Origin of the sequence: Staphylococcus sp. AS1337 (assembly GCF_051408735.1) — a bacterium.
Lineage (GTDB): Bacteria > Bacillota > Bacilli > Staphylococcales > Staphylococcaceae > Staphylococcus > Staphylococcus xylosus_B.
This window is the reverse complement of sequence record NZ_JBOIHZ010000003.1, coordinates 70215-90321: the sequence shown is the minus strand read 5'-3', so window position 1 is coordinate 90321 and position 20107 is coordinate 70215. Positions and strand designations below refer to the sequence as shown.

Below are 20107 nucleotides of genomic sequence, written 5' to 3'. Positions count from 1 at the left end.
GAAAGGGCGTTTTCGGTAATGACACAATTTATCACTGATCATTTTATGTTACAAAATAATAAAGCAGTTCAGCTATATAAGAAATACGCAAAAGATATGCCTATTTATGATTATCATTGCCATTTAGACCCACAACAAATTAGTGAGAATACACACTTTGATAATATCACCACGTTGTGGCTAGGGGGAGATCATTATAAGTGGAGAGCAATGCGTGCACAAGGTATTGATGAATACTATATAACTGGTAATGCTACTCCAAGAGAGAAGTTTAGAAAATGGGCACTTACTTTAGAAAATTCGGTTGCAAATCCTTTATATCATTGGTCTCATTTAGAGTTAGCTATGTATTTTGATGTGCATGAAGTGTTAAATGAAAGTAATGCTGACGAAATATATGACCAAGTTAATAGTTATATTAAGCATCATAATATTACACCACAATCTTTAATTACTCAATCAAATGTTAAAGTAATTTGTACTACAGATAATCCTACAGATGATTTGCGTTATCATGATGAGTTGCTTACACAGTCAGACCTCAAGACTCAGGTCTTACCTTCGTTTAGACCAGATATTGCTTTTAAAGTAGGCGAAGAAAGTTTTGCTGAATTCATAGAAACATTAAGTGGTTTAACACACCCTATTAGTAATGTAGATGACTTTATAGAAGCTATGAAAATACGAGTTAATTATTTCCATGATAGAGGTGGACGATTAGCAGATCATGGATTAAATACGATTGAGTATCAGCCATATAATTGCGACGATGTTGATGATATTTTCCAAAAAGGATTGAAAAAACAAAAGATAAGTAATAAAGCATATGCACAATTTCAAACGTTCTTATTAAATGAATTAAGCAAAATTTATAATGAAAAAGATTGGGTTATGCAAATTCACTTTGGCGCAATACGTAATAATAATACTGTGGCATTTGAACAATTAGGTCCAGATGCTGGATTTGATTCTATACGAGACCAACAAAATCTTGCTGAAAACTTAAATAGCTTGCTAAATATGATGGCTTCAGGTGAGCACTTACCAAAAACAATATTATATAATTTGAATCCGACATATAATGATGTTGTAGGATCTACGATTGCAAATTTTCAAAACCAGTCTCACATACAAAGTAAAGTACAACATGGTGCGGGATGGTGGTTTAATGATACGAAACGTGGCATGTTAAATCAAATGACATCATTGGCAGATCAAGGATTATTAATGCATTTTGTTGGTATGTTAACAGACTCTAGAAGTTTTATCTCTTACTCAAGGCATGATTATTTTAGAAGGATTCTATGTACTTATATTGGTAATTTGGTGGAGTTAGGAGAAATACCAGATGACCCGAGATTATTAGGGAAGTTAATAAAAAACATTTGTTATCACAACGCTTATAATTACTTTAAATTGATTTAGAGAGGGGCTGTCATTTGGAATGGAAATGACATTTAGATGGTATGGTAAGGATGATCCCATCAGCTTAGAATATATCAAACAAATACCTGGTATGAAAGGTATTGTCAGCGCAATTTATGACATGCCAGTAGGCGAAGTGTGGCCATTAGATAAAATCCAAGAGCTAAAATCAGAAATTGAAAATGCTAATTTAGAGTTGTCGGTCATTGAGAGTGTACCTGTACATGAAGATATCAAATTAGGGAAGGCAACGCGCGATAAATATATTGAAAATTATTGCCAAACGTTACGTCATTTAGGTCAAGTAGGTATTAAAGTAGTGTGCTATAACTTTATGCCAGTATTTGATTGGACGCGCTCACAGTTAGATTTTCCGTTAGAGGATGGTTCAACCGCACTAATATATGATGAAGAAGAAATTGCTAAAATGGATCCACTAAAAGGTGAACTCTCTTTACCTGGTTGGGATTCAAGCTATAGGAAAGAAGACTTAGCTACACTCTTTGCAGATTACAAAACAATTGATGAAGAAAAGTTATGGGAGAATTTAAGTTACTTTATCAACAAAGTAATACCTGTTGCAGAAGAAGCGGATGTACTGATGGCAATACATCCAGACGACCCACCTTGGGGAATATTTGGATTACCCAGAATTATTACAAATAGAGAAAATCTAGAAAGGTTCCTTCACTTACATCCGTCTAAGTATAATGGTTTGACTATGTGTTCAGGTTCTTTGGGTTCGGATAAGCAAAATAATTTTCCAGAAATGTTAGCATATTTTGGTCAAAAAGGGCGGGTACATTTTGTCCATGCACGTAATGTGAAATTAGTTGGGGATAAGTCATTCCAAGAGTCGGCACATTTATCAGAAGCTGGTTCTATTGATATGTATGAAGTTATAAAGGCGCTACATGATTTTGGATACGAGGGGCCAATAAGACCAGATCATGGACGTATGATTTGGGGGGAAACAGGTAAAGCAGGATATGGTCTATATGATCGAGCATTAGGTGCAACATATTTAAATGGCTTATATGAGGCAATAACTAAAAAAGCATAGCACATAGTCCTAGAAAATAAGTGCCAGCCCTTGTAAAGTATTTAATAATGATTATAGTGAACAATATCATGATGTATGAAGGCAAAGAGAAATGTCAAATATAAGACTTTAATAGAATAAGGAAAAAGAATAAAAGTGATAAATTTGTGAAAAAAATCACAAAACTCTTTTAATTTGCTAGAACATGGATTATGATAAGGGTGTAGAAGATAAACAAAGCTTCTTAATAGAAAAACTACGGAGTGATTAATTATGAGAAAAGTAATTGAAGCAGTTATTTTTTCAAACGAAAGTAGTTATGAAATTTACACAAACACAGGTGTAAACCAAGGTATTATTAATGACATTAAAGATGGATACAGAAGTATTGACTATATAGCTTACATTGATGCAGAGAAAATTTACAACTATGGTTTAAAGAAAGAGCTATTAGTTAACCAATAATACACTGTATACATCGATGTGAATTGAAGGTTAATAGTGTTTTTAACATGCGCTTACAATAAAACCTATTAACTTCGTGCAAGTTTTTCTCCCCAGTGAAACTTTCATGATTTATTTAAACACCCTCACCCCCAGTATTAAGAAAAGCCTACACATACTGTTTTTACAGTAGTGTAGGCTTTTTCTACATTAATTTAAAAGAAAACCTATTGAATGGCTAATCTTAGATATATGCCTTGAAATTATGTTTAACCGAATTAAAGTCGTAAACGGAATTATACATACGCATGCGAATGTGGTCTTGTGAAGCATAAGGAATACGTAAATGATCATGTTGTTCCACGTAGATACGGAATTCACGTTCTAATTGATTGCGTTGGCTTAAAGACATTTGAATCCATTCTTCTTGTTCGAACAATGCTTCAAAACGAAATTCAAAATTATCTTTGGCCATAGATGCATGTAAATGATTGATTCTTTCATCAAAGTTCAAATTTAATCCCCCTTTAAACAAATGTTATTAAATTGATATCTCCCCATTATATACCCACATTAAATGGAAGTATAGGTAATGAATAATTGTTATAATTCAAAAATTTAATAAAAAATAAATTAACATGATAAAATAAGTGAAAATAGGGAAATGACCTTATACATAGTTAAATTGAAGTAGAAAGGAAGATATGGATGAGTAAATTAAAAGATAAAGTTGCAATTGTTACAGGTGCGAGTAGTGGTATCGGCGCAAGTATTGCAGAAATATTATCACAACATAGCGTTAAAGTAGTGTTAACAGGACGTAATGAAGCACGTTTATCTGATGTAGCAAAACAACTTCAAGAAAATAGTCAGTCTGAAATTGATACACATATCGTAGATGTTACGCAAAAAGATGAAGTAGCCAAATTAGTAGAAGAGACTGAAAATAAATTTGGTCATGTAGATATATTAGTGAATAGTGCTGGTTTAATGCTTTCTTCTGCAATTACAGATGGTGATGTTGAAGCATGGGAAAATATGATTGATGTCAATGTCAAAGGTACTTTATATGGTATTAATGCCGTTTTACCAATATTTTTAAATCAATCTACAGGTCATATTATAAATATTGCTTCTATTTCTGGTTTTGAAGTTACAAAACAAAGTACCTTATATAGCGCATCTAAAGCAGCGGTACATACTATTACACAAGGGTTAGAAAAAGAATTAGCTAAAACAGGTGTAAGAGTTACAAGTATTTCACCTGGTATGGTAGACACACCACTAAGCGGTAACACTGATTGGGGTTCTCGTAAAAAGTTAGATCCGCAAGATATTGCTGAAGCTGTCGTTTATGCGTTACAACAACCTAGCCATGTCAATATCAATGAAGTTACTGTAAGACCAGTATAAAATATCACAGGTAAGTGTTGTTTTATATATTATGTACTTTGTTATCTGTTAATCCATATAGGAGTGAGGTGAAAATCAAATTATAAATGTTGATTTTTGTCTCACTCTTAAAATTTATATTTTTGTACCTCTTTAAATGAAAGAAGTGATAATTAATGTACTATAGACGATTAATTGAAAGCGATGTGAAACAATATCGCAAACTTCGTTTGAAATCATTGCAAACTGATCCGAAAGGTTTTGCATCTACTTATAAACGTGAGGTGGAATTCCCACTAGATAAGTTTAAATCCCGAATCATATCTTCAGAAACTCAATTTACAATGGGTGCGTTTGACGATGCCGAATTAGTTTGTATAGGTACTTTTTATAGTGAAACTTTAGAAAAGGTGAAGCATAAAGGCAACTTAGTGACAATATACTGTGATCCATCATATAGACGACAAGGTATTGCCAGTTTATTGATTAAAAAATTAATTAACGAGGTAAATGAACTAGGCTTTGTGAAAATAATTGGCTTATGCGTACTATCCGAAAATAAAAGTGCTATTTCATTATATGAACAAATAGGATTTAAGTGGTACGGAACTGAACCTAAAGCACTATTTGATGGTAATAGTTATTATGATGAAGATTTAATGTACATGGAATTATAATATATAGCGGTTGTAGATATTAAACTAAGGTGGGGTAAAATATGGAAACAGATTATATTATGGAGACAAATTTTATTATTGAAACAAATAGATTATATTTAGTAAGACCTTCTCAAGAATACTTAACTGACTTGCATAGTTTACATTCAGATCCGAGAACAAACATTTATAATCCCGCGGGGCCTCATCAAAGTATAGAAGAAACAGAAGAGATGCTTAAGTCATGGATTGAACATTGGTTTAAATACCGTTTTGGTTACGCATTAATGATAGAACAAGCAAGCGGTCAAATGGTTGGTATGTGTGGTTTGACGTATAAAACAATGTTAGGTGAAACATACCTTAATTTGGCTTATCGATTGAATCCAGAGTATGCCCGAAAAGGGTTTACCAAAGAAGCATGTTTAGCAATCATAGAGTATGTGAAAGAGGACATACAAGTGAACCATCAAATACTTGTGCGCACAAAAAAAGACAACCTCCCATCTATTATGACTGCGCAATCGTTAGGATTTGAAAAATTAAGCAGTTATAACAATTTTGAGGAAATGGGAGACATCTATCTTTTTGAGTGACATCTATTTATGATTATAAGGTACGTGTTTGCGATGAGATGTTTGATAGCTACCCTACAAATAATTGTAAATTTTTAGTAGCCCTCTGTGTAAGGTCAATGTGTAAGTCTGGATAAATCAACTATGATTACCTGAGCTAGCGCTCATGCATAAGTCCCACTAGCTTTTAAAAGAGGGACACCTGAGTAGGAACTCATGTGTAAGAGCCACTATCTTTATAGATAAAGAAGTGGCTCTTTATAGAGTGGTACTTTATATAGAGTGGATTTACAGCCATTCTATAATTTCAATCCTATTGCCAAATGGGTCGTAAATATAAAAGCGATCAGCACCTTCAATTTCATCTCCATATATAATTTCGACTTCTTGTAATTCAAGGTTTTTCCTTACTTCTGTTGCGTTGTGTACTGCAAATGCTGGGTGTGCTTTTTTGGATGGGCTAAAATTGTTTTCAATGCCAATATGAAGTTGTTGTTGACCGATTTGAAACCAAACTCCACCTTTTTGTGCAAGGTTATCTGGTTTGGGTATTTCTTTAAAGCCTAATTTTTTAGTATAAAATGCTCTAGCTAAATCTTCTTGATTTGCTGGTGCTGCAACTTGAACATGATCAATTCCTGTAAAGTGCTTTTTCATAATAACAACTCCTTTTGTAATTTATAATATCAAAAGTGTAAAAATAAAACGATTATAATAATTTATGAAGTTGAAACTTGTAATACTATAATTAATTAAAATTTCTATATTATTATATTGAAATTGATAATCGTTTTCGATTACAATAGAAGTACAATACTATGGAAGGGGTTAATATTTTGAAGAAATTATTATATTTCATGTTGTGTTTATTATTATTTTTAGCAGCTTGTGGTAATAACACTGAGTCTAAAGATGCAACTTCAAAAGAAGATACCAAGACGAAAACATATACAACAAGTGAAGGTAGTAAAGTCCAAATTCCTAAAAAGCCTAAGAGAGTACTTGATTTAACAGCTAATTATGGCAATTTTAAAAAATTAGGTATTAAACCGATTGCGATAACGAGTGTTTTTCCTGATTCAAAATATTTAGATATGGACAAAATTAAGAAGATAGACCCGGAAGATGTGGAAGCAGCAGCAAAATTAAAACCCGATTTAATCATTACATATAAAGAAAATAAAAATAACAAAAAATTAGAAAAAATAGCGCCAACTGTTCCAATTAAGGTGCAGAATATGGATTATAAAGATACACATATAGAAATAGGTAAACTAGTAAATAAAGAAGAAAAAGCTAAAGAGCAAGCTAATAAATTATCATCTAAACTAGCAAAAGATGGTGAAGAAATTAAAAAAGCAATTGGTAAAGATAAAACTTTTTCAATCATGGATATTCAAGCCAAAGATATATATCAATTCGGCCCTAGATTTGGACGAGGCAGTGAAGCAATTTATGAAGGATTCAATTTAAAAGAGGATCCTGAAGCAAAAAAAGCTATGCCTAAAGAGAAATTTATGAAAGTTCCCAAAGAGAAATTTAATGCTTATTCAGGCGATTATTTGTTACTCCCTACAAAAGACGGACAGAAACCTAATAATGATTTCGTAAAATCAAACACTTGGAACAATAATCAAGCTGTACAAAATGGTAACGTAATTTATTATGATATGGATGAAGCAATATATGCAGATTTAATTTCTGTAGAAAAACAAGCAAAACTATTTAAAAAAGAGTTGTTGAAAGACAAATAAAAAAGACGAGATGAGTATGGACTACGAAAATCTAATTACAAAATAGATTTTATTCCAAATTCATCTCGTTTTTGTATTTAAGACATTATTACCAATGATTAATATCTGTACGTTCTCCTTTGAAATTATTAGCAGTTTTATGACGTTGAGCGAGAACTTGTTCAACGTCGTCAAATTTTATATCTAAGGAGTGTAATAACACAAAGAGATGATACATTAAATCAGCAGTTTCATTCGTTACTTCTTCGCGATCATTTTTCATTGCACCTATGACTACTTCAAATGATTCTTCGCCGAATTTTTTCGTGATTTTTTCTAGTCCTTCATTCAATAAATACTGTGTATATGAGTTTTCTTTATTAGATTTGGCACTAGTAGTTACCGTTTGTTCTAGTTGTTGTACGTTGAAAGGTACAGGTGTATTAAAGCAACTTTGACTACCTGTATGGCATGTTGGCCCATTTGGGACAACATCGATAAGGAGCGTATCCTGGTCGCAATCTAAATGGATATCCTTTACGATTTGAGTATTTCCAGATGTTTCTCCTTTTGTCCATAAACGATCTTTGGAACGTGAATAAAAACAAACAACGCCACTTGTGAGTGTTTGTTGATAAGCTGCTTCATTCATATAACCGAGCATTAGCACTTGTTTTGAATTTACATCTTGCAATATAGCTGGTAAAAGTCCTTTGCTAAAATCAGGTTGTTGTGTATTCATCTCACTGGGATACCTCCTTGTGACATTGTTTTTTTAATTTCATCTACAGTTGTTTCTTTATCATGTAAAATACTTGCAGCAAGACCAGCAGAAACATCAGTTTGCTTAAATAAATTAACAAAATGTTCTGGATTGCCACCGCCTCCACTAGCTATAACTGGAATATTTACAAGTTGTTCGATTTCATGTAAATGAATGACATCGAATCCTTGTTTCATGCCGTCATGAGTCATACTTGTGATAAGTAACTCACCGGCACCTAAAGCTTCAACTTCTTGAACCCAATCATAAACACGTTTATCTGTCCGTTGCTTACCACCATGCGTGTAGCAAAAATAGTCATTTAATTCACTATCATAATTACTATCAATAGCGATACATATACATTGACTACCAAATTTTTCACTGGCTTCTTTAATAAATGAAGGGTTTTTAAGTGCACTTGAATTCAATGATACTTTGTCAGCACCATGATTTAAGAGTTGAGAAATATCATCAATAGTTGATATACCACCACCGACAGTTAACGGTATAAATAGTTTATCTGCAGTTTCTTCAATCACATCGAGTACTAGGTCATGTCCCGCTTCTGTCCGTGAAATATCTAAAAAAACTAACTCATCGGCGCCTTGTTCGTTATAATATAGTGCATATTCGACTGGGTTACCAATATCCCTTAATCCTTTAAATTGTATGCCTTTAACTACACGCCCATCCTTAACATCCAAACAAGGAATGATTCTCTTTTTAATCATGATAATCCCTCCCAAAAAGTAGGGTTATGTGCAGCTTTACCTACGATAGCTGCAGAGACACCAAGTGATTCTAATTTTTTTAAATCTTGTTGATGACGAATACCGCCAGAAGCAACGACAGGTTTTTGAGTTTCGTTGACTAATTGTCCAGTAATTTCAAAATTAGGTCCTTCTAATCGTCCATCTTTAGAAATATCTGTGTAGATGATACCGCCAATTGGTAATGACTCAATTTTTTCAATTAGCTCAAATAAATCTAATTCAGCATCTTGTTCCCAACCATTTATTTTTACTTCTCGTCTATAGGCATCTACTGAAAGGTATAAACGATTAGGAAATTGGTGTGCCATTTCGGCTAACCATTCTAAGTTTTGAATACCTTTGGTACCGATAATACAATAATCAATACCATCGTTAAAATATGCTTCAATGGTTTTTAGACTTCTAATACCACCACCAACTTCTATAGGTTTATCAGTTAGGGAACGTAAGTCTTTAATATAATCTTGTTCAATAGATGACTGTTGTTTAGCACCGATTAAATCTACTATATGAATACGATCTACACATTTGTATTGATTATAAAATTGAATGCTTTCTTCAGCACTACGTGACATTTTTTCTTCTGAATCATATTTCCCCTCAGTAAGACGTACGCTTGTTGCATTGATTAAATCAATGGCTGGCCATAGTTTGATCATTTAGGAATCCACCTTTCAGTGCTTGATTAAGTATTGCTAAGCCATCATCGCCACTCTTTTCAGGGTGGAATTGGATGCCTATATAATTTTTAAATTGTACAATTGCAGGGACTTGCGTGCCATATTCGGCAAATGCTACAACATATGTTGACATTTCCGCCTGATAAGAATGCACAAAATAGACATCTTGAGAAAGTGTTGGTTGATTGCTGATTAGATTGTTCCAACCTAAATGAGGTACTGGATAGGGCGTTTCAATTGGTATGATTTGACCTGGAATTAGTTTTAAACCAGATACTTCGCCTTCAGCACTCCACTCATATAGCAGCTGCATACCAAGACAAATACCAATCATAGGTTTGTTTGTAACAGATTGCAAAATCTCCAGCAAACCTCGAGATTGAATAGCCTGCATGGCATCTTTAAAGTGACCAACACCAGGTAAAATAATCATATCAGCAGCTTCAATATCTTTTGGATCATCTGTTAATTTAGATTCATAACCAAGATGATTGATTGCACGTTGCACATTTTTAATGTTTCCTAAGCCGTAATCAATAATGGCAATCATTCTATCACACCCTTAGATGACGGTGTGCCTTCCATATCATTGCTTGATAGAGATTCTTTAAGTGCACGCGCAAAAGATTTGAAGATTCCTTCTATTTCATGGTGGGTATTGCCACCACGTATTAAATCAATATGCGTTGTTAAGCGCGCATTAATGACTAATGCACGAAAGAATTCTTCCACTAATTCCGTATCGAAAGTGCCTACCTTTTCACGGCTTAAATGTGCATTAAATGAAAGGAAAGGACGCCCACTAATATCAACGACAGTACGTGATAACGTTTCATCCATAGGGATATAACTTACGCCATAGCGTTGAAAGGATTTTCTTTCTCGGGTCATTTCTAGCAACAATTGACCTAAAACAATACCAATATCTTCTGTGACGTGGTGATCGTCTACTTCTGTGTCACCGTTCGCATCAATAGTAATAGATAAGTTGCTATGAAAGGTGAAGAGGGTCAACATATGATCTAGAAAACCCACGCCAGTGTTGATTTTGCTTGGACGATTGTCGTCTGCAAGTGAGATAGATAATTGTGTTTCAGCAGTGTTACGTGTTTTTTGATAAATCATATTGAGACCTCCAAGTTTTAATAATTTCTTCTAAGTCATCCAATTGTGAATCTGTTGCAATGGAGTAACGCACATAGTCATTCATTTCTGGTTCATCATATAATCTAGGTAAAAAACCATGTGATTGAATATATTGCCCTAAGTTTTGTGCTTCTGGTCCTTTAGTAAGTACGAAATTAGTATATGATGGAAATACGACCATAATATCTGCAACATAGTCGCTAAACAAGTTTCTTAATCTAAGTGCTAACTGGCGTTGATGATCTATGAATTGTTTGGTTTTTTCAGGGTGTTCAAACATATACAAAGCAATGTGTAACGTAAGCGTGTTTAGTGGATAGGGATGTTCAATACTCTGTATATGTTGAATTGTCTCAGGTGTACCAATTAGAACGCCTAATCTTAAGCCAGCGATGCCGAACGCTTTTGATAAAGTACGCATTTGTAGTACATGCGGTTGCATATCAAAGTTGTAAGCTTCACCGAAATCCAGGTATGCTTCATCTATTACGAAATAGCCACCAATATTGTTCACTTTGTCAGCTATAGCTTTTAAAAATGTAGTGCCATATTGTTTACCTGATGGATTGTGTGGATTGCTCATTATAAAAAATGCTGGCTGCACTTCCTCAATCCGTTGTAAAATCTGTTCAAGCTTAAATGTTAAATCATCCTCAGCTTCCACAAATTCAATAGGACGATTTACTTGAGCGGCATAAGCCTGGTACATGAAAAAATCTGGATTAAGTGTTAATGCCGGACCCTCTGGCATGATTAACATTAATTTTTGAATCAGTTCATCAGATCCATTACCAGCTATGACTTGTTCAGCAGTATAGCCATAATAATTTGCATAAGCTGCTTTAAAGCGTTCGTATTCATCATCTGGATAAAAGTTAAATGATGCTTTTTGTATTATTGTAGCTAGTTGTGAATCTGTTAAAGGACGAAGTGGGCTTTCGTTTTTGTTAATTCTTATCATCAATATGACCCCTTTGTTGTTCTGATTTCAATAGATTGTTCATGGTTATATAGTTGTTCAATATGAGCAAGGTCACGAGCGGGCTTTTCAATTTGATTGAAGGTATCTTGAGACAAATCTATGACCGAGTGACGCGTTAAAAAATCATTCACTGATAAACCATTCGTAAATCTTGCTGTTTGATTAGTAGGTAATACATGGCTTGGTCCAGCAACATAATCACCTATGACTTCTGGTGAATAATGACCTAAAAATAGAGCTCCTACATAACGTACATGATTTAAATAGTCTCGTGGTGAAGCGGTTTGGATTGATGCATGTTCAGGTGCGATTTGATTCATTAAATCACAGGCTTCTGTGAAATCATCAACTGCAATCAAGAAATGATGATTAGTTAAACTTGCCTTTACGATAGATTGACGTTCAATTTTAGTGAGTGTTTGTTGAATCTTTTGTTCAAGTTGTTTTAGTAGTTCCACATCTTCACTAATAACAAATGTACGTGCTAATTCATCATGCTCAGCTTGCGCAAATACATCATATGTAATCGCATCTAAATCAGCAGTCTTATCAATGATTAAAGCAATTTCACTTGGTCCTGCAATTTGATCTATACCCACCTGTCCAAAGAGGTACTTTTTCGCATAAGCAACATATTGATTGCCTGGGCCAACAATTTTATCTACTTTAGGTATTGTCTCAGTTCCATAAGCAAGTGCAGCTACACTTTGCGCGCCACCAACTTGAAATACATAATCAACACCAGCAATATAACATGCGGCCAAAACGATATCAGGTAGGCCATCTGCTTGCGGTGGTGTTACAACAGTTATATTTTCAACGCCAGCAACTTTCGCAAGTGTTGCAGTCATTAATACAGTTGAAGGGTAGCTCGCTTTGCCACCAGGTACATAAACACCAACACGTTCTATAGGATGATACATTTCATAACATTCAGTAGAACCTTGTTGACCTGTCCATTTGATAGATTTTTGATAAGTTTCAATGCGTGCGTGGCTGTGTTGTAAAGCTTCTCGCAAGTTATTGTCTAACCGGTGGAAGGCTGCTTCTAACTCTGAGAATGGAATTGCTAATTGAGGTGTATCTACTTTGTCTAACTCTTTGTTGTATGCTTTGAGTGCTTGATCACCTTCCAATTTAACTCTTTCACAAATTGTTTTAACTAAGGGATACAAATCCTCATTTAAAGAGGACTGATCTAAATAGTCAGTTAAAAATGTCTCTTTATTTATAATCAATGAGCGAAACCTCCAAAGTTTGAATTAAATCGTCAATTTCCGTTGATTTTTTAAAGTATGATTGTTTGTTAGTAATAAGTTTTGCATTTATATTCTTAATGGTATCTTTTTCGACTAACCCATTAGATTTCAATGTTGTGCCGGTTTGGACGATGTCAACGATGCCATCTACCATATCAACTAAACAAGCTAACTCGATAGAACCAGATAATTTTACAAGCTCTACATCAAGTCCTTGCGATTCAAAATATTTACGTGCTGTTTTCATATATGAAGTAGCAACTTTAGTGAAATTAGTTGTTTCTGGTTTAGAAGCTAAAGCAAAGTGACAATTGCCAAAAGGTAAGTCTAGAAGGTTATTGATTGTATAATTACTTTCTTCCAGTACATCACTTCCGACAATACCTACATCTGCTACACCTTGTTCCACATAGATAGGGACATCGCTCCCTTTAACTAATACAAATTGGATAGAATCAACAGTAATTAATAATTGACGTTCTCTCTGTTCTAACGCTTGTGCATATGATTGTTCATTTATCTCATTTAAATAAGCAATAAAGCTTTTTAATAATCTTCCTTTTGCTAAAGCTACTGTAAGCATGTGTGTCGCTCCTTTTTTATAAAATAAATCCGAGTCCAAATCCTTCTAGATCACCTTTGTAAAAACCACCAGTTAGTTGTTGAGATTTATTTTCTTTAAGATGACACCTCATAAATGCACCTTTGTAATATGAACGAGGTGGCTGAGGTGTAATATCTAGATGTATATCACTAATACCAAGTGATTTGAACCACTGATCCCAACGTCTTAATGCCTGTATAGTACGATGGTCGTGTTGGAAGAGCTGACTTAATAGATCCAATTGTTCTGTTGTTTTAGTAGTTAATAATTGAACGATTGGATGAGCGATACCAAGTTGCGAAGTAAGCTCTGAAATATTGCGTTCTTGGACGAGTTTTAATACCTCATCAGTTTGTTCTTTAGTAGTTAAAAGTAAGTCAATAAGTTGGTAATGACCTAAAATAACAAAATCTATCTCATCGTTAAGTGAAGTTTTTATAAACTCATAAAAAGCCATAAAGTCTTCTTGCATATCTGTAATGGTAGGGTTGTAGTGTTCTATACCTAATTGAGTATAGACTTCATTGTCACGCACAATAGGGCCTGAATAAGCTACATTGCTTAATTGTCGCGGATAATTACTATAATAACGCAATAATTGATCAGTAAAATCATTGCGTAGTGCAAAGATATGATGGTCATGTTGCCAGAAACTACGCTCTGTCATTTGTTGAAGGTCGTCTTTCGTAAGTGTTTGCCATGATAGAGATTCTATAAAGCTGAAATCGACAAGTTTAAATCCTGCTTGTTGAAAATGCTTTAAAAATGCGAGCTCAATTTCTTTGTTTTTAATAAGTGTTGTAGCATTCATAGTATAACCATCCTTTACATTTACTTTGTTTCTCTACCGAACTAAAGTGAATTGATAAAGAACACTTTAACACAGATGTTTTTGTAATTCAATAAATATTCTGAAAATAATGGGCAGAGTTCATTTTAGCTACCTCAAAATATACATATGATACATTTTAATAAAAATAAAAGTAAAGTCCGAGCCATAAAATAGATGTCTCGGACTTAGTATGTTTAGTGATCATTAACTAGACGAAATAACAAAATTATTTTACCAAAAATTGATTGCTGTCCCACCATACAGTTCTAAGTTTTGATATTAACAATATTAAATTTAATTAGGGATGTAATTTATTTTGATTGAGTGATTTTTGTATATTGTTGTAGCAAAGAGTGAAATTAATATTTTTTATTTTCAACTAATTTCTTGCCATAATCTACGTACTTGAGCATTTCATCTTTAGGCACCATATTACCACCTGTTGCCCAAACGATATGGTTCGCATTTTCTACAGCAATGCCATTATTAATTGCTGTTTGAGTTGCTGATTTTATACCAGCAAAGCCAGAAGCTGCTGAAGGTTCAATGAATATGTGTTCCTTTTGGCTCAAAGTATATAAATATCGATACATTTGCTTATCAGATACAGTACATGCGCCGTAAAGTAAGTTATTCATTATTTGACCAACTAGGCGAGAGGGACGTGATACTGCTAAACCGTCAGCATCTGTGCGTCCATCTAAACCAATATCTGTGACAGCAATTTCATCATGTAGTTGTGTCATCATTCCTAGTAACATACAAGGAGCATGTGTCGGTTCAACAAACACACAATAAACATGCTCACCCAAAATTTGGTTTAAACCAAAAGCTACGCCACCAGGGCCACCGCCAACACCGCATGGTAGATATACAAAGAGAGGGTGTTCAGCATCAACTTGTATGTTTTGTTCTCTAATTTGTGATCTTAATCTTAAAGCTGCTACGGCATAGCCTAAGAATAAATCGGCTGATCCTTCATCATCTACAAAATGGCAGGTAGGATCATGTTCTGCTGCTTTCCTACCTTTTGCAACAGCAAATTGATAATCAGATTGATGTTCAATAACTTCTACACCACGGTCACGCAATAAATCTTTTTTCCATTGACGCGCGTCACTCGACATATGGACTGTCACACTGAATCCAAGTTTTGCGCTTATAATACCAATACTTAAACCGAGGTTACCTGTTGAACCAACAGCCACATTATATTGACTGAATAGTGTCTGATACTTTGGTTCAGCTAAAATACTGTAGTCATCGCTATAGTTTAAGCCACCTTGATCTATTGCAATGGTTTCTGCTAATTTCAGTACTTCATAAATCCCTCCACGTGCTTTGATAGAACCAGATATCGCAAGGTGGCTATCGCATTTAAGCCATAAATTTCCTATATTAGTTTGAAATTCTGACTTCGTTAAAGCGTCTTGCATAAATGGAATATGCTTTAAAGGTGATTCTATTAAGCCGTTATTTTTTTCTGTTTCAGGAAAAACTTTACGAATATAGTTGGTAAACCTATCCAATCTTGCGGCAGCCTCTTCAATATCATTTATAGTAAAAGGGAATGATCCTGGTTTTTGAAAATTTGGATTTTCCCAGAATAAAGGCGTATAGTTTTGTAAATCATTAATTAAAGGAAACGTTTGTTTAAGTTCATTGAGAGTGGTCATGGTAATCCTCCTACAGTACGAATTCATTCTCATATATATATTATAGCAAATTGCTCTTAATAATCGGTGCATATACTCATATAACATTGGTAGAATGGATAAAAAGCCTTACTTATTATTCAAGTATCTGAGAAAACATTTATGTGCCATGTTAGAGAGTATAGTTACAGTTAACAAATAGAAAAAGAAGTGGAATAGAAATCACGATTTAATTTGATTTCTATTCCACTTTTATGAATTTATCTCTTGTGCAATACCTGATAATCTAATAAGTAAAACACTTTATAGACGTGACTTAAAAGCTAAACTATAAGATAGTAATTTATTTTTTAAAAGATTTTCGAATTTTAGTAAACCAACCTTTGCGATTATTGGATGAAATAACTCGAGGTTGTGCAGATTTTTCTTGTAAAGATTGACCAAATTTTATAGCTTCATTCATAAGATAAGCTTGTGAATTTAATGGCGACAAATTATTTTCAATATAATGGTAATTACCATTTTGATCTTGGTAACGTCCTTTTTGATTATCAGAAAGTTGAAGATTCATATAATCTAACAGACGACTTGCAATTGCCTTATCTTCAACAGGGAATAAAATTTCTACGCGTTTAATCATATTTCTCGTCATCGCATCTGCAGAAGAGAGATAAATCTTATCTTCTCCATTGTTATGGAAATAATAAATACGAGAATGTTCTAAAAAGCGTCCGACTATGCTCACTACTTCAATGTTTTCACTAATCCCAGGGACTCCTGGTTTTAAACAACAGATACCACGAATAATAAGTTGTACTTTGACACCAGTACAGGAAGCTTCGAATAATTTGAGTATAATATCTTTATCAGTTAAAGAGTTCATCTTCATAATAATCTTCCCATTACCATGTTCTAGATGAGTCTTAATTTCGTTATCTATACGAGCTAAAAAGACATCACGGATATCGAATGGCGCAACAATCAATTTGTTATAAACTGGTTTTATCGAATAACCACTTAGATAATTAAAAAAGTTAATTGCATCTTCGGCAATTTCATTGTTCGTCGTTATAATTCCCATATCAGTATACAGCTTAGCAGTCTTATCATTATAATTTCCAGTTCCTAGATGTACAAAAGAAGTAAGTTTATTATTAATACGTTTAACTACTAGCGAAATTTTACTGTGTGTTTTTAAATGTGTCATACCATAAATAACATGGCAACCAGCGTCTTCTAACATTCTAGCCCAATGAACATTGTTTTCTTCGTCGAAACGCGCTTTTAATTCTACAAGTACGGTAACTTGTTTACCGTTTTCTGCAGCATTTTTCAAGCTATTAATAATAGGTGAGTCTTTGCTAACACGATAAAGTGTTTGTTTAATGGCAATCGTATCAGGATCTTCAGATGCTTCACGTATAAAGTCTACGATAGGCTCGAAAGATTCATAGGGATGGTGGAAAAATATATCTCTTTTTAAAGATAGATCAAAAATATTATTATCACCTAAAGATTTTGGGATTTGTGGTACATAGTTATTATATTTTAAGTGTTTTAATTTATTAGATAAATGTCCGACTAAATCTGAAAGCATAGTTAAGTCGAGTGGTCCATCCAAGAAATAAACATCATTGTCATGAACTTCTAATTGATTCATAATCCATATAATATCTTCATGTGTTGCATCTCTGCCATCCACTTCTAAACGTACAGCTGTACCGCGTTTGCGTTCTTTTAAGAAACGTTCAATTTCAATTAATAAATCTTCTGCACCATCTTCATGGATGGTTAAATCTGCATTTCTTGTAATTCTAAAGGTAAATGTATTTATGACATTAAACCCTGTAAACAAATCATTTATAAAATAAGTGATAATGTCTTCAACCATAATAATGTATTGTTTATCGCCTTCATTCAATGCGTAAAAGCGTGGTATTAATGATGGGATTTGCACAATAGCTGAATTAATTTCATCAGGTGTATCAATGTTTACAAAAATGTTTAAACTCTTATTATTTAATTTAGGAAATGGATGGTAAGCATCGATACCTAATGGTGTCAAAGTAGGTAATATACCAACTTTGAATTCTGTTTCAAGTTGTGCTAAGAGTGTTTCAGGTAACTGATGAGGTTTTACGATTTCTACTTGATACTGACGTAAATCATTGATTAATTCGTTATAAACTTCATACTGTAAATCAACGTTCATTTTGTTTTTTATTTTAATCTGATCAAGTTGTTCTTTTGGTGTCAATTGTGCTTTGTTTTCTGGTTTATCATAGCCCATTTTGACTTGATCTTGTAGACCGGCTACCCGTACCATAAAAAATTCATCTAAATTTGAGCTGAATATAGAAACAAAGTTAAGCTGTTCTAATAATGGATTGTTTTTATCTTGTGCTTCTTGTAACACACGATAGTTAAAATCTAACCAACTTAGCTCTCTATTATTATAATACTGTGGTGAATTTAAATACTTCTCTCCCAAATTTCTATGCATAACTGTTATTACACCTCATTAGTAGTCTTAGATACATGTTTTGCTACACTTAATTTATCATAAGAATTTTAAGATTTTGTAAAGACTATAGAAATATTTTCCTTTAAGATTTTATCGATATGTTTCTTTTGTCTATGAGCTTGATATTCTTCAGCTATAGGCGCGCCATTATAAAAAACGTAAAGGGTATAACCATCGTTCTCATGTTTAAGATTTAAGCGCTCAACAGTATTTGTGTGAGAAACATTGAGTGCATTAACGAATTTTATAATGCCTCCCAGATATTGAATGTTATCTAGTTCTTTACCACGAAGCCATTTTGTTTCGTGGCTAAAGAATTTTAATAGTGATTTATTTTTAAAACTTGCAAGTAACGCTAATTTGACACGATCTTCATGTTTGAAGCCATCTATCATTGAATTGGCAATTATATAATAGGTATGTGGTGAACTAGAATCCGCGTCAATAAATCTACCTAGATAATACAAGTATGCGCCCTCAGCAAATAAAGATTTTTCTTTTTCTGAAACTTCAATTTTATCTAATTTAATTAATTGCTCTAAGAGTGATTGTGCTAATTTTACGCGTTGGTTAGCGCTTGATTCTTCAATACCGTATTCATTCGCTAAATGATACAAAGCATCGGTCCTAATATTTTCTTTTTTAAATTCTTCTGGGTGTCGTTCACCAATGACATTCATGGCATATCCTTCACGAAGACCTTTTCGAGAGAATGTAAATTGAGTAGCGTCTATTTTTTTAAATAGAGTGTTAAAGACTGCTACGGCTGGCAGTATAATATCTACACGGTCTCTACTTAGTCCATCAATATCCTTTAAATCATCACGTGAACTTTTTTTAATGATTGTATATACTTCTTCAATGTTATCTTCAGACATTGTATAGTTGTGTACACCGCCGATAGGGTACGAGTGTTCAGACTGATGTATACGTGCTACGTTACGAGCAGAACCACCGATACCTACGAGTGCGACTTCTTGATTTTTTATCCATGATAATTGGTCAAATTGTTTAGATAAGAATTTTTCCATATCTTTAATTGCAGATTTGTCGTTATGATCTTTACCATCAAAAAATTTGCGTTGTAAAGTGACGACACCGAAAGGGAAACTGTGCGATTCTATAAGTTTCTTATCTTTAAAAAGTGTGACTTCTGTTGAGCCACCACCAATATCAACAGAAACACCATCATTAATGTCTGTAGTATGTGTAATTGCATAAAAACCATAAAATGCTTCTTCTTGATCGTTTATGATTTTAATTTTGATATTTAGTTCTTTTTTTATTTTTTCGAGAATTTTATCTCTATTTGTTGATTGTCTGATTGCTGCAGTAGCTACAGGATGTAATGCATCAACTTCGAATTTATCTGCTACTTTTTTAAAGCTACTTAACGTTTCAGTTAATACTTTAATACCATTGTTGTTCATTGCTAAATCTTCAGTTAAATATTGGCTTAATCTTGCGGGTGTTTTAATATTTAATAATTCATTTAATCCTGTTTTTTTATCAAATTCGAAAATAACTAATCTAACGGTATTTGATCCGATATCAATTAATCCTATGCGTTCCATAATGCCTCCTAAAATATTAATGAGGTAATTTATATTGTTCTATTT

At 33.5% G+C, this 20107-nt stretch carries 21 protein-coding genes; 7 read left to right on the top strand and 14 right to left on the bottom strand.

The features are described from left to right. Nucleotides 1–18 precede the first annotated feature (18 nt). The 3 genes from uxaC to ACSUE0_RS05970 all read left to right on the top strand — a co-directional run bounded on the left by uxaC (nt 19) and on the right by ACSUE0_RS05970 (nt 2932). Nucleotides 19–1425: a glucuronate isomerase gene (gene uxaC / locus ACSUE0_RS05980; protein WP_119614399.1), complete on the top strand. Its 1407-nt coding sequence runs from the start codon at nt 19–21 to the stop codon at nt 1423–1425. Nucleotides 1426–1444: 19 nt separating this feature from the next. After that, nucleotides 1445–2488, top strand: a complete 1044-nt coding sequence (gene uxuA / locus ACSUE0_RS05975; RefSeq protein WP_436956521.1) for a mannonate dehydratase — start codon at nt 1445–1447, stop codon at nt 2486–2488. A gap of 252 nt (nt 2489–2740) precedes the next feature. Further along, nucleotides 2741–2932 (top strand): hypothetical protein, encoded by a 192-nt coding sequence (locus ACSUE0_RS05970; RefSeq protein ID WP_119614401.1) that lies wholly within the window; start codon nt 2741–2743, stop codon nt 2930–2932. 223 nt (nt 2933–3155) lie between these two features. On the opposite strand, the gene ACSUE0_RS05965 is transcribed toward ACSUE0_RS05970, so the two are convergent. Next, nucleotides 3156–3425: a DUF1413 domain-containing protein gene (locus ACSUE0_RS05965; RefSeq protein ID WP_119614402.1), complete on the bottom strand. Its 270-nt coding sequence runs from the start codon at nt 3423–3425 to the stop codon at nt 3156–3158. A gap of 194 nt (nt 3426–3619) precedes the next feature. Here ACSUE0_RS05965 and ACSUE0_RS05960 point away from each other — a divergent pair, with 194 nt between their 5' ends. The 3 genes from ACSUE0_RS05960 (at nt 3620) to ACSUE0_RS05950 (ending at nt 5555) form a co-directional block, all read left to right on the top strand. Continuing rightward, nucleotides 3620–4324, top strand: coding sequence for an SDR family oxidoreductase (locus ACSUE0_RS05960; RefSeq protein ID WP_119614403.1), 705 nt, complete (start codon nt 3620–3622; stop codon nt 4322–4324). 155 nt (nt 4325–4479) lie between these two features. Further along, nucleotides 4480–4980: a GNAT family N-acetyltransferase gene (locus ACSUE0_RS05955; protein WP_119614404.1), complete on the top strand. Its 501-nt coding sequence runs from the start codon at nt 4480–4482 to the stop codon at nt 4978–4980. A 41-nt stretch (nt 4981–5021) separates the two neighbouring features. Continuing rightward, nucleotides 5022–5555, top strand: a complete 534-nt coding sequence (locus ACSUE0_RS05950) for a GNAT family N-acetyltransferase (RefSeq protein WP_119614405.1) — start codon at nt 5022–5024, stop codon at nt 5553–5555. A 267-nt stretch (nt 5556–5822) separates the two neighbouring features. Here ACSUE0_RS05950 and ACSUE0_RS05945 read toward each other — a convergent pair whose 3' ends face one another. Then, nucleotides 5823–6191, bottom strand: coding sequence for a VOC family protein (locus tag ACSUE0_RS05945; RefSeq protein WP_119614406.1), 369 nt, complete (start codon nt 6189–6191; stop codon nt 5823–5825). Nucleotides 6192–6370: 179 nt separating this feature from the next. On the opposite strand from ACSUE0_RS05945, the gene ACSUE0_RS05940 reads away from it, so the two are divergent. Beyond that, entirely contained in the window at nt 6371–7288 is a 918-nt protein-coding gene (locus tag ACSUE0_RS05940; RefSeq protein WP_436956517.1) for an ABC transporter substrate-binding protein, read from the top strand. Between the two features lie 88 nt (nt 7289–7376). Here the strand turns inward: ACSUE0_RS05940 and hisIE are convergent, their stop codons facing one another. From hisIE to ppx, 12 genes are all read right to left on the bottom strand, one after another. Continuing rightward, nucleotides 7377–8009 carry a bifunctional phosphoribosyl-AMP cyclohydrolase/phosphoribosyl-ATP diphosphatase HisIE gene (gene hisIE, locus ACSUE0_RS05935; protein ID WP_119614925.1) on the bottom strand — a complete coding sequence of 211 codons (633 nt, stop codon included), beginning with the start codon at nt 8007–8009 and terminating at the stop codon, nt 7377–7379. Beyond that, nucleotides 8006–8764 carry an imidazole glycerol phosphate synthase subunit HisF gene (gene hisF, locus ACSUE0_RS05930; RefSeq protein WP_119614924.1) on the bottom strand — a complete coding sequence of 253 codons (759 nt, stop codon included), beginning with the start codon at nt 8762–8764 and terminating at the stop codon, nt 8006–8008. Before hisF ends, hisIE begins: the two co-directional genes overlap by 4 nt. Then, the gene (gene hisA, locus ACSUE0_RS05925; RefSeq protein ID WP_119614923.1) at nt 8761–9465 is read right to left on the bottom strand and encodes a 1-(5-phosphoribosyl)-5-((5-phosphoribosylamino)methylideneamino)imidazole-4-carboxamide isomerase; all 705 of its coding nucleotides are present in this window, start codon (nt 9463–9465) and stop codon (nt 8761–8763) included. The genes hisF and hisA overlap by 4 nt, the downstream gene beginning before the upstream one ends. After that, entirely contained in the window at nt 9440–10036 is a 597-nt protein-coding gene (gene hisH / locus ACSUE0_RS05920) for an imidazole glycerol phosphate synthase subunit HisH (protein WP_119614922.1), read from the bottom strand. The genes hisA and hisH overlap by 26 nt, the downstream gene beginning before the upstream one ends. Next, nucleotides 10033–10611, bottom strand: coding sequence for an imidazoleglycerol-phosphate dehydratase HisB (hisB, locus tag ACSUE0_RS05915; RefSeq protein ID WP_119614921.1), 579 nt, complete (start codon nt 10609–10611; stop codon nt 10033–10035). Before hisB ends, hisH begins: the two co-directional genes overlap by 4 nt. Then, nucleotides 10589–11593 carry a pyridoxal phosphate-dependent aminotransferase gene (locus ACSUE0_RS05910; protein ID WP_436956515.1) on the bottom strand — a complete coding sequence of 335 codons (1005 nt, stop codon included), beginning with the start codon at nt 11591–11593 and terminating at the stop codon, nt 10589–10591. Before ACSUE0_RS05910 ends, hisB begins: the two co-directional genes overlap by 23 nt. Then, entirely contained in the window at nt 11593–12849 is a 1257-nt protein-coding gene (gene hisD, locus ACSUE0_RS05905; RefSeq protein ID WP_259338101.1) for a histidinol dehydrogenase, read from the bottom strand. The genes ACSUE0_RS05910 and hisD overlap by 1 nt, the downstream gene beginning before the upstream one ends. Next, nucleotides 12839–13456: an ATP phosphoribosyltransferase gene (hisG, locus tag ACSUE0_RS05900; RefSeq protein WP_119614918.1), complete on the bottom strand. Its 618-nt coding sequence runs from the start codon at nt 13454–13456 to the stop codon at nt 12839–12841. The genes hisD and hisG overlap by 11 nt, the downstream gene beginning before the upstream one ends. A gap of 16 nt (nt 13457–13472) precedes the next feature. After that, the gene (locus ACSUE0_RS05895) at nt 13473–14288 is read right to left on the bottom strand and encodes an ATP phosphoribosyltransferase regulatory subunit (protein WP_017723149.1); all 816 of its coding nucleotides are present in this window, start codon (nt 14286–14288) and stop codon (nt 13473–13475) included. A 380-nt stretch (nt 14289–14668) separates the two neighbouring features. Next, nucleotides 14669–15985, bottom strand: coding sequence for a D-serine ammonia-lyase (locus ACSUE0_RS05890; RefSeq protein WP_119614917.1), 1317 nt, complete (start codon nt 15983–15985; stop codon nt 14669–14671). A 322-nt stretch (nt 15986–16307) separates the two neighbouring features. Beyond that, the gene (locus ACSUE0_RS05885; RefSeq protein ID WP_436956512.1) at nt 16308–18467 is read right to left on the bottom strand and encodes an RNA degradosome polyphosphate kinase; all 2160 of its coding nucleotides are present in this window, start codon (nt 18465–18467) and stop codon (nt 16308–16310) included. A 68-nt stretch (nt 18468–18535) separates the two neighbouring features. Continuing rightward, the gene (gene ppx, locus ACSUE0_RS05880) at nt 18536–20065 is read right to left on the bottom strand and encodes an exopolyphosphatase (protein WP_182475184.1); all 1530 of its coding nucleotides are present in this window, start codon (nt 20063–20065) and stop codon (nt 18536–18538) included. Nucleotides 20066–20107: the final 42 nt, after the last annotated feature.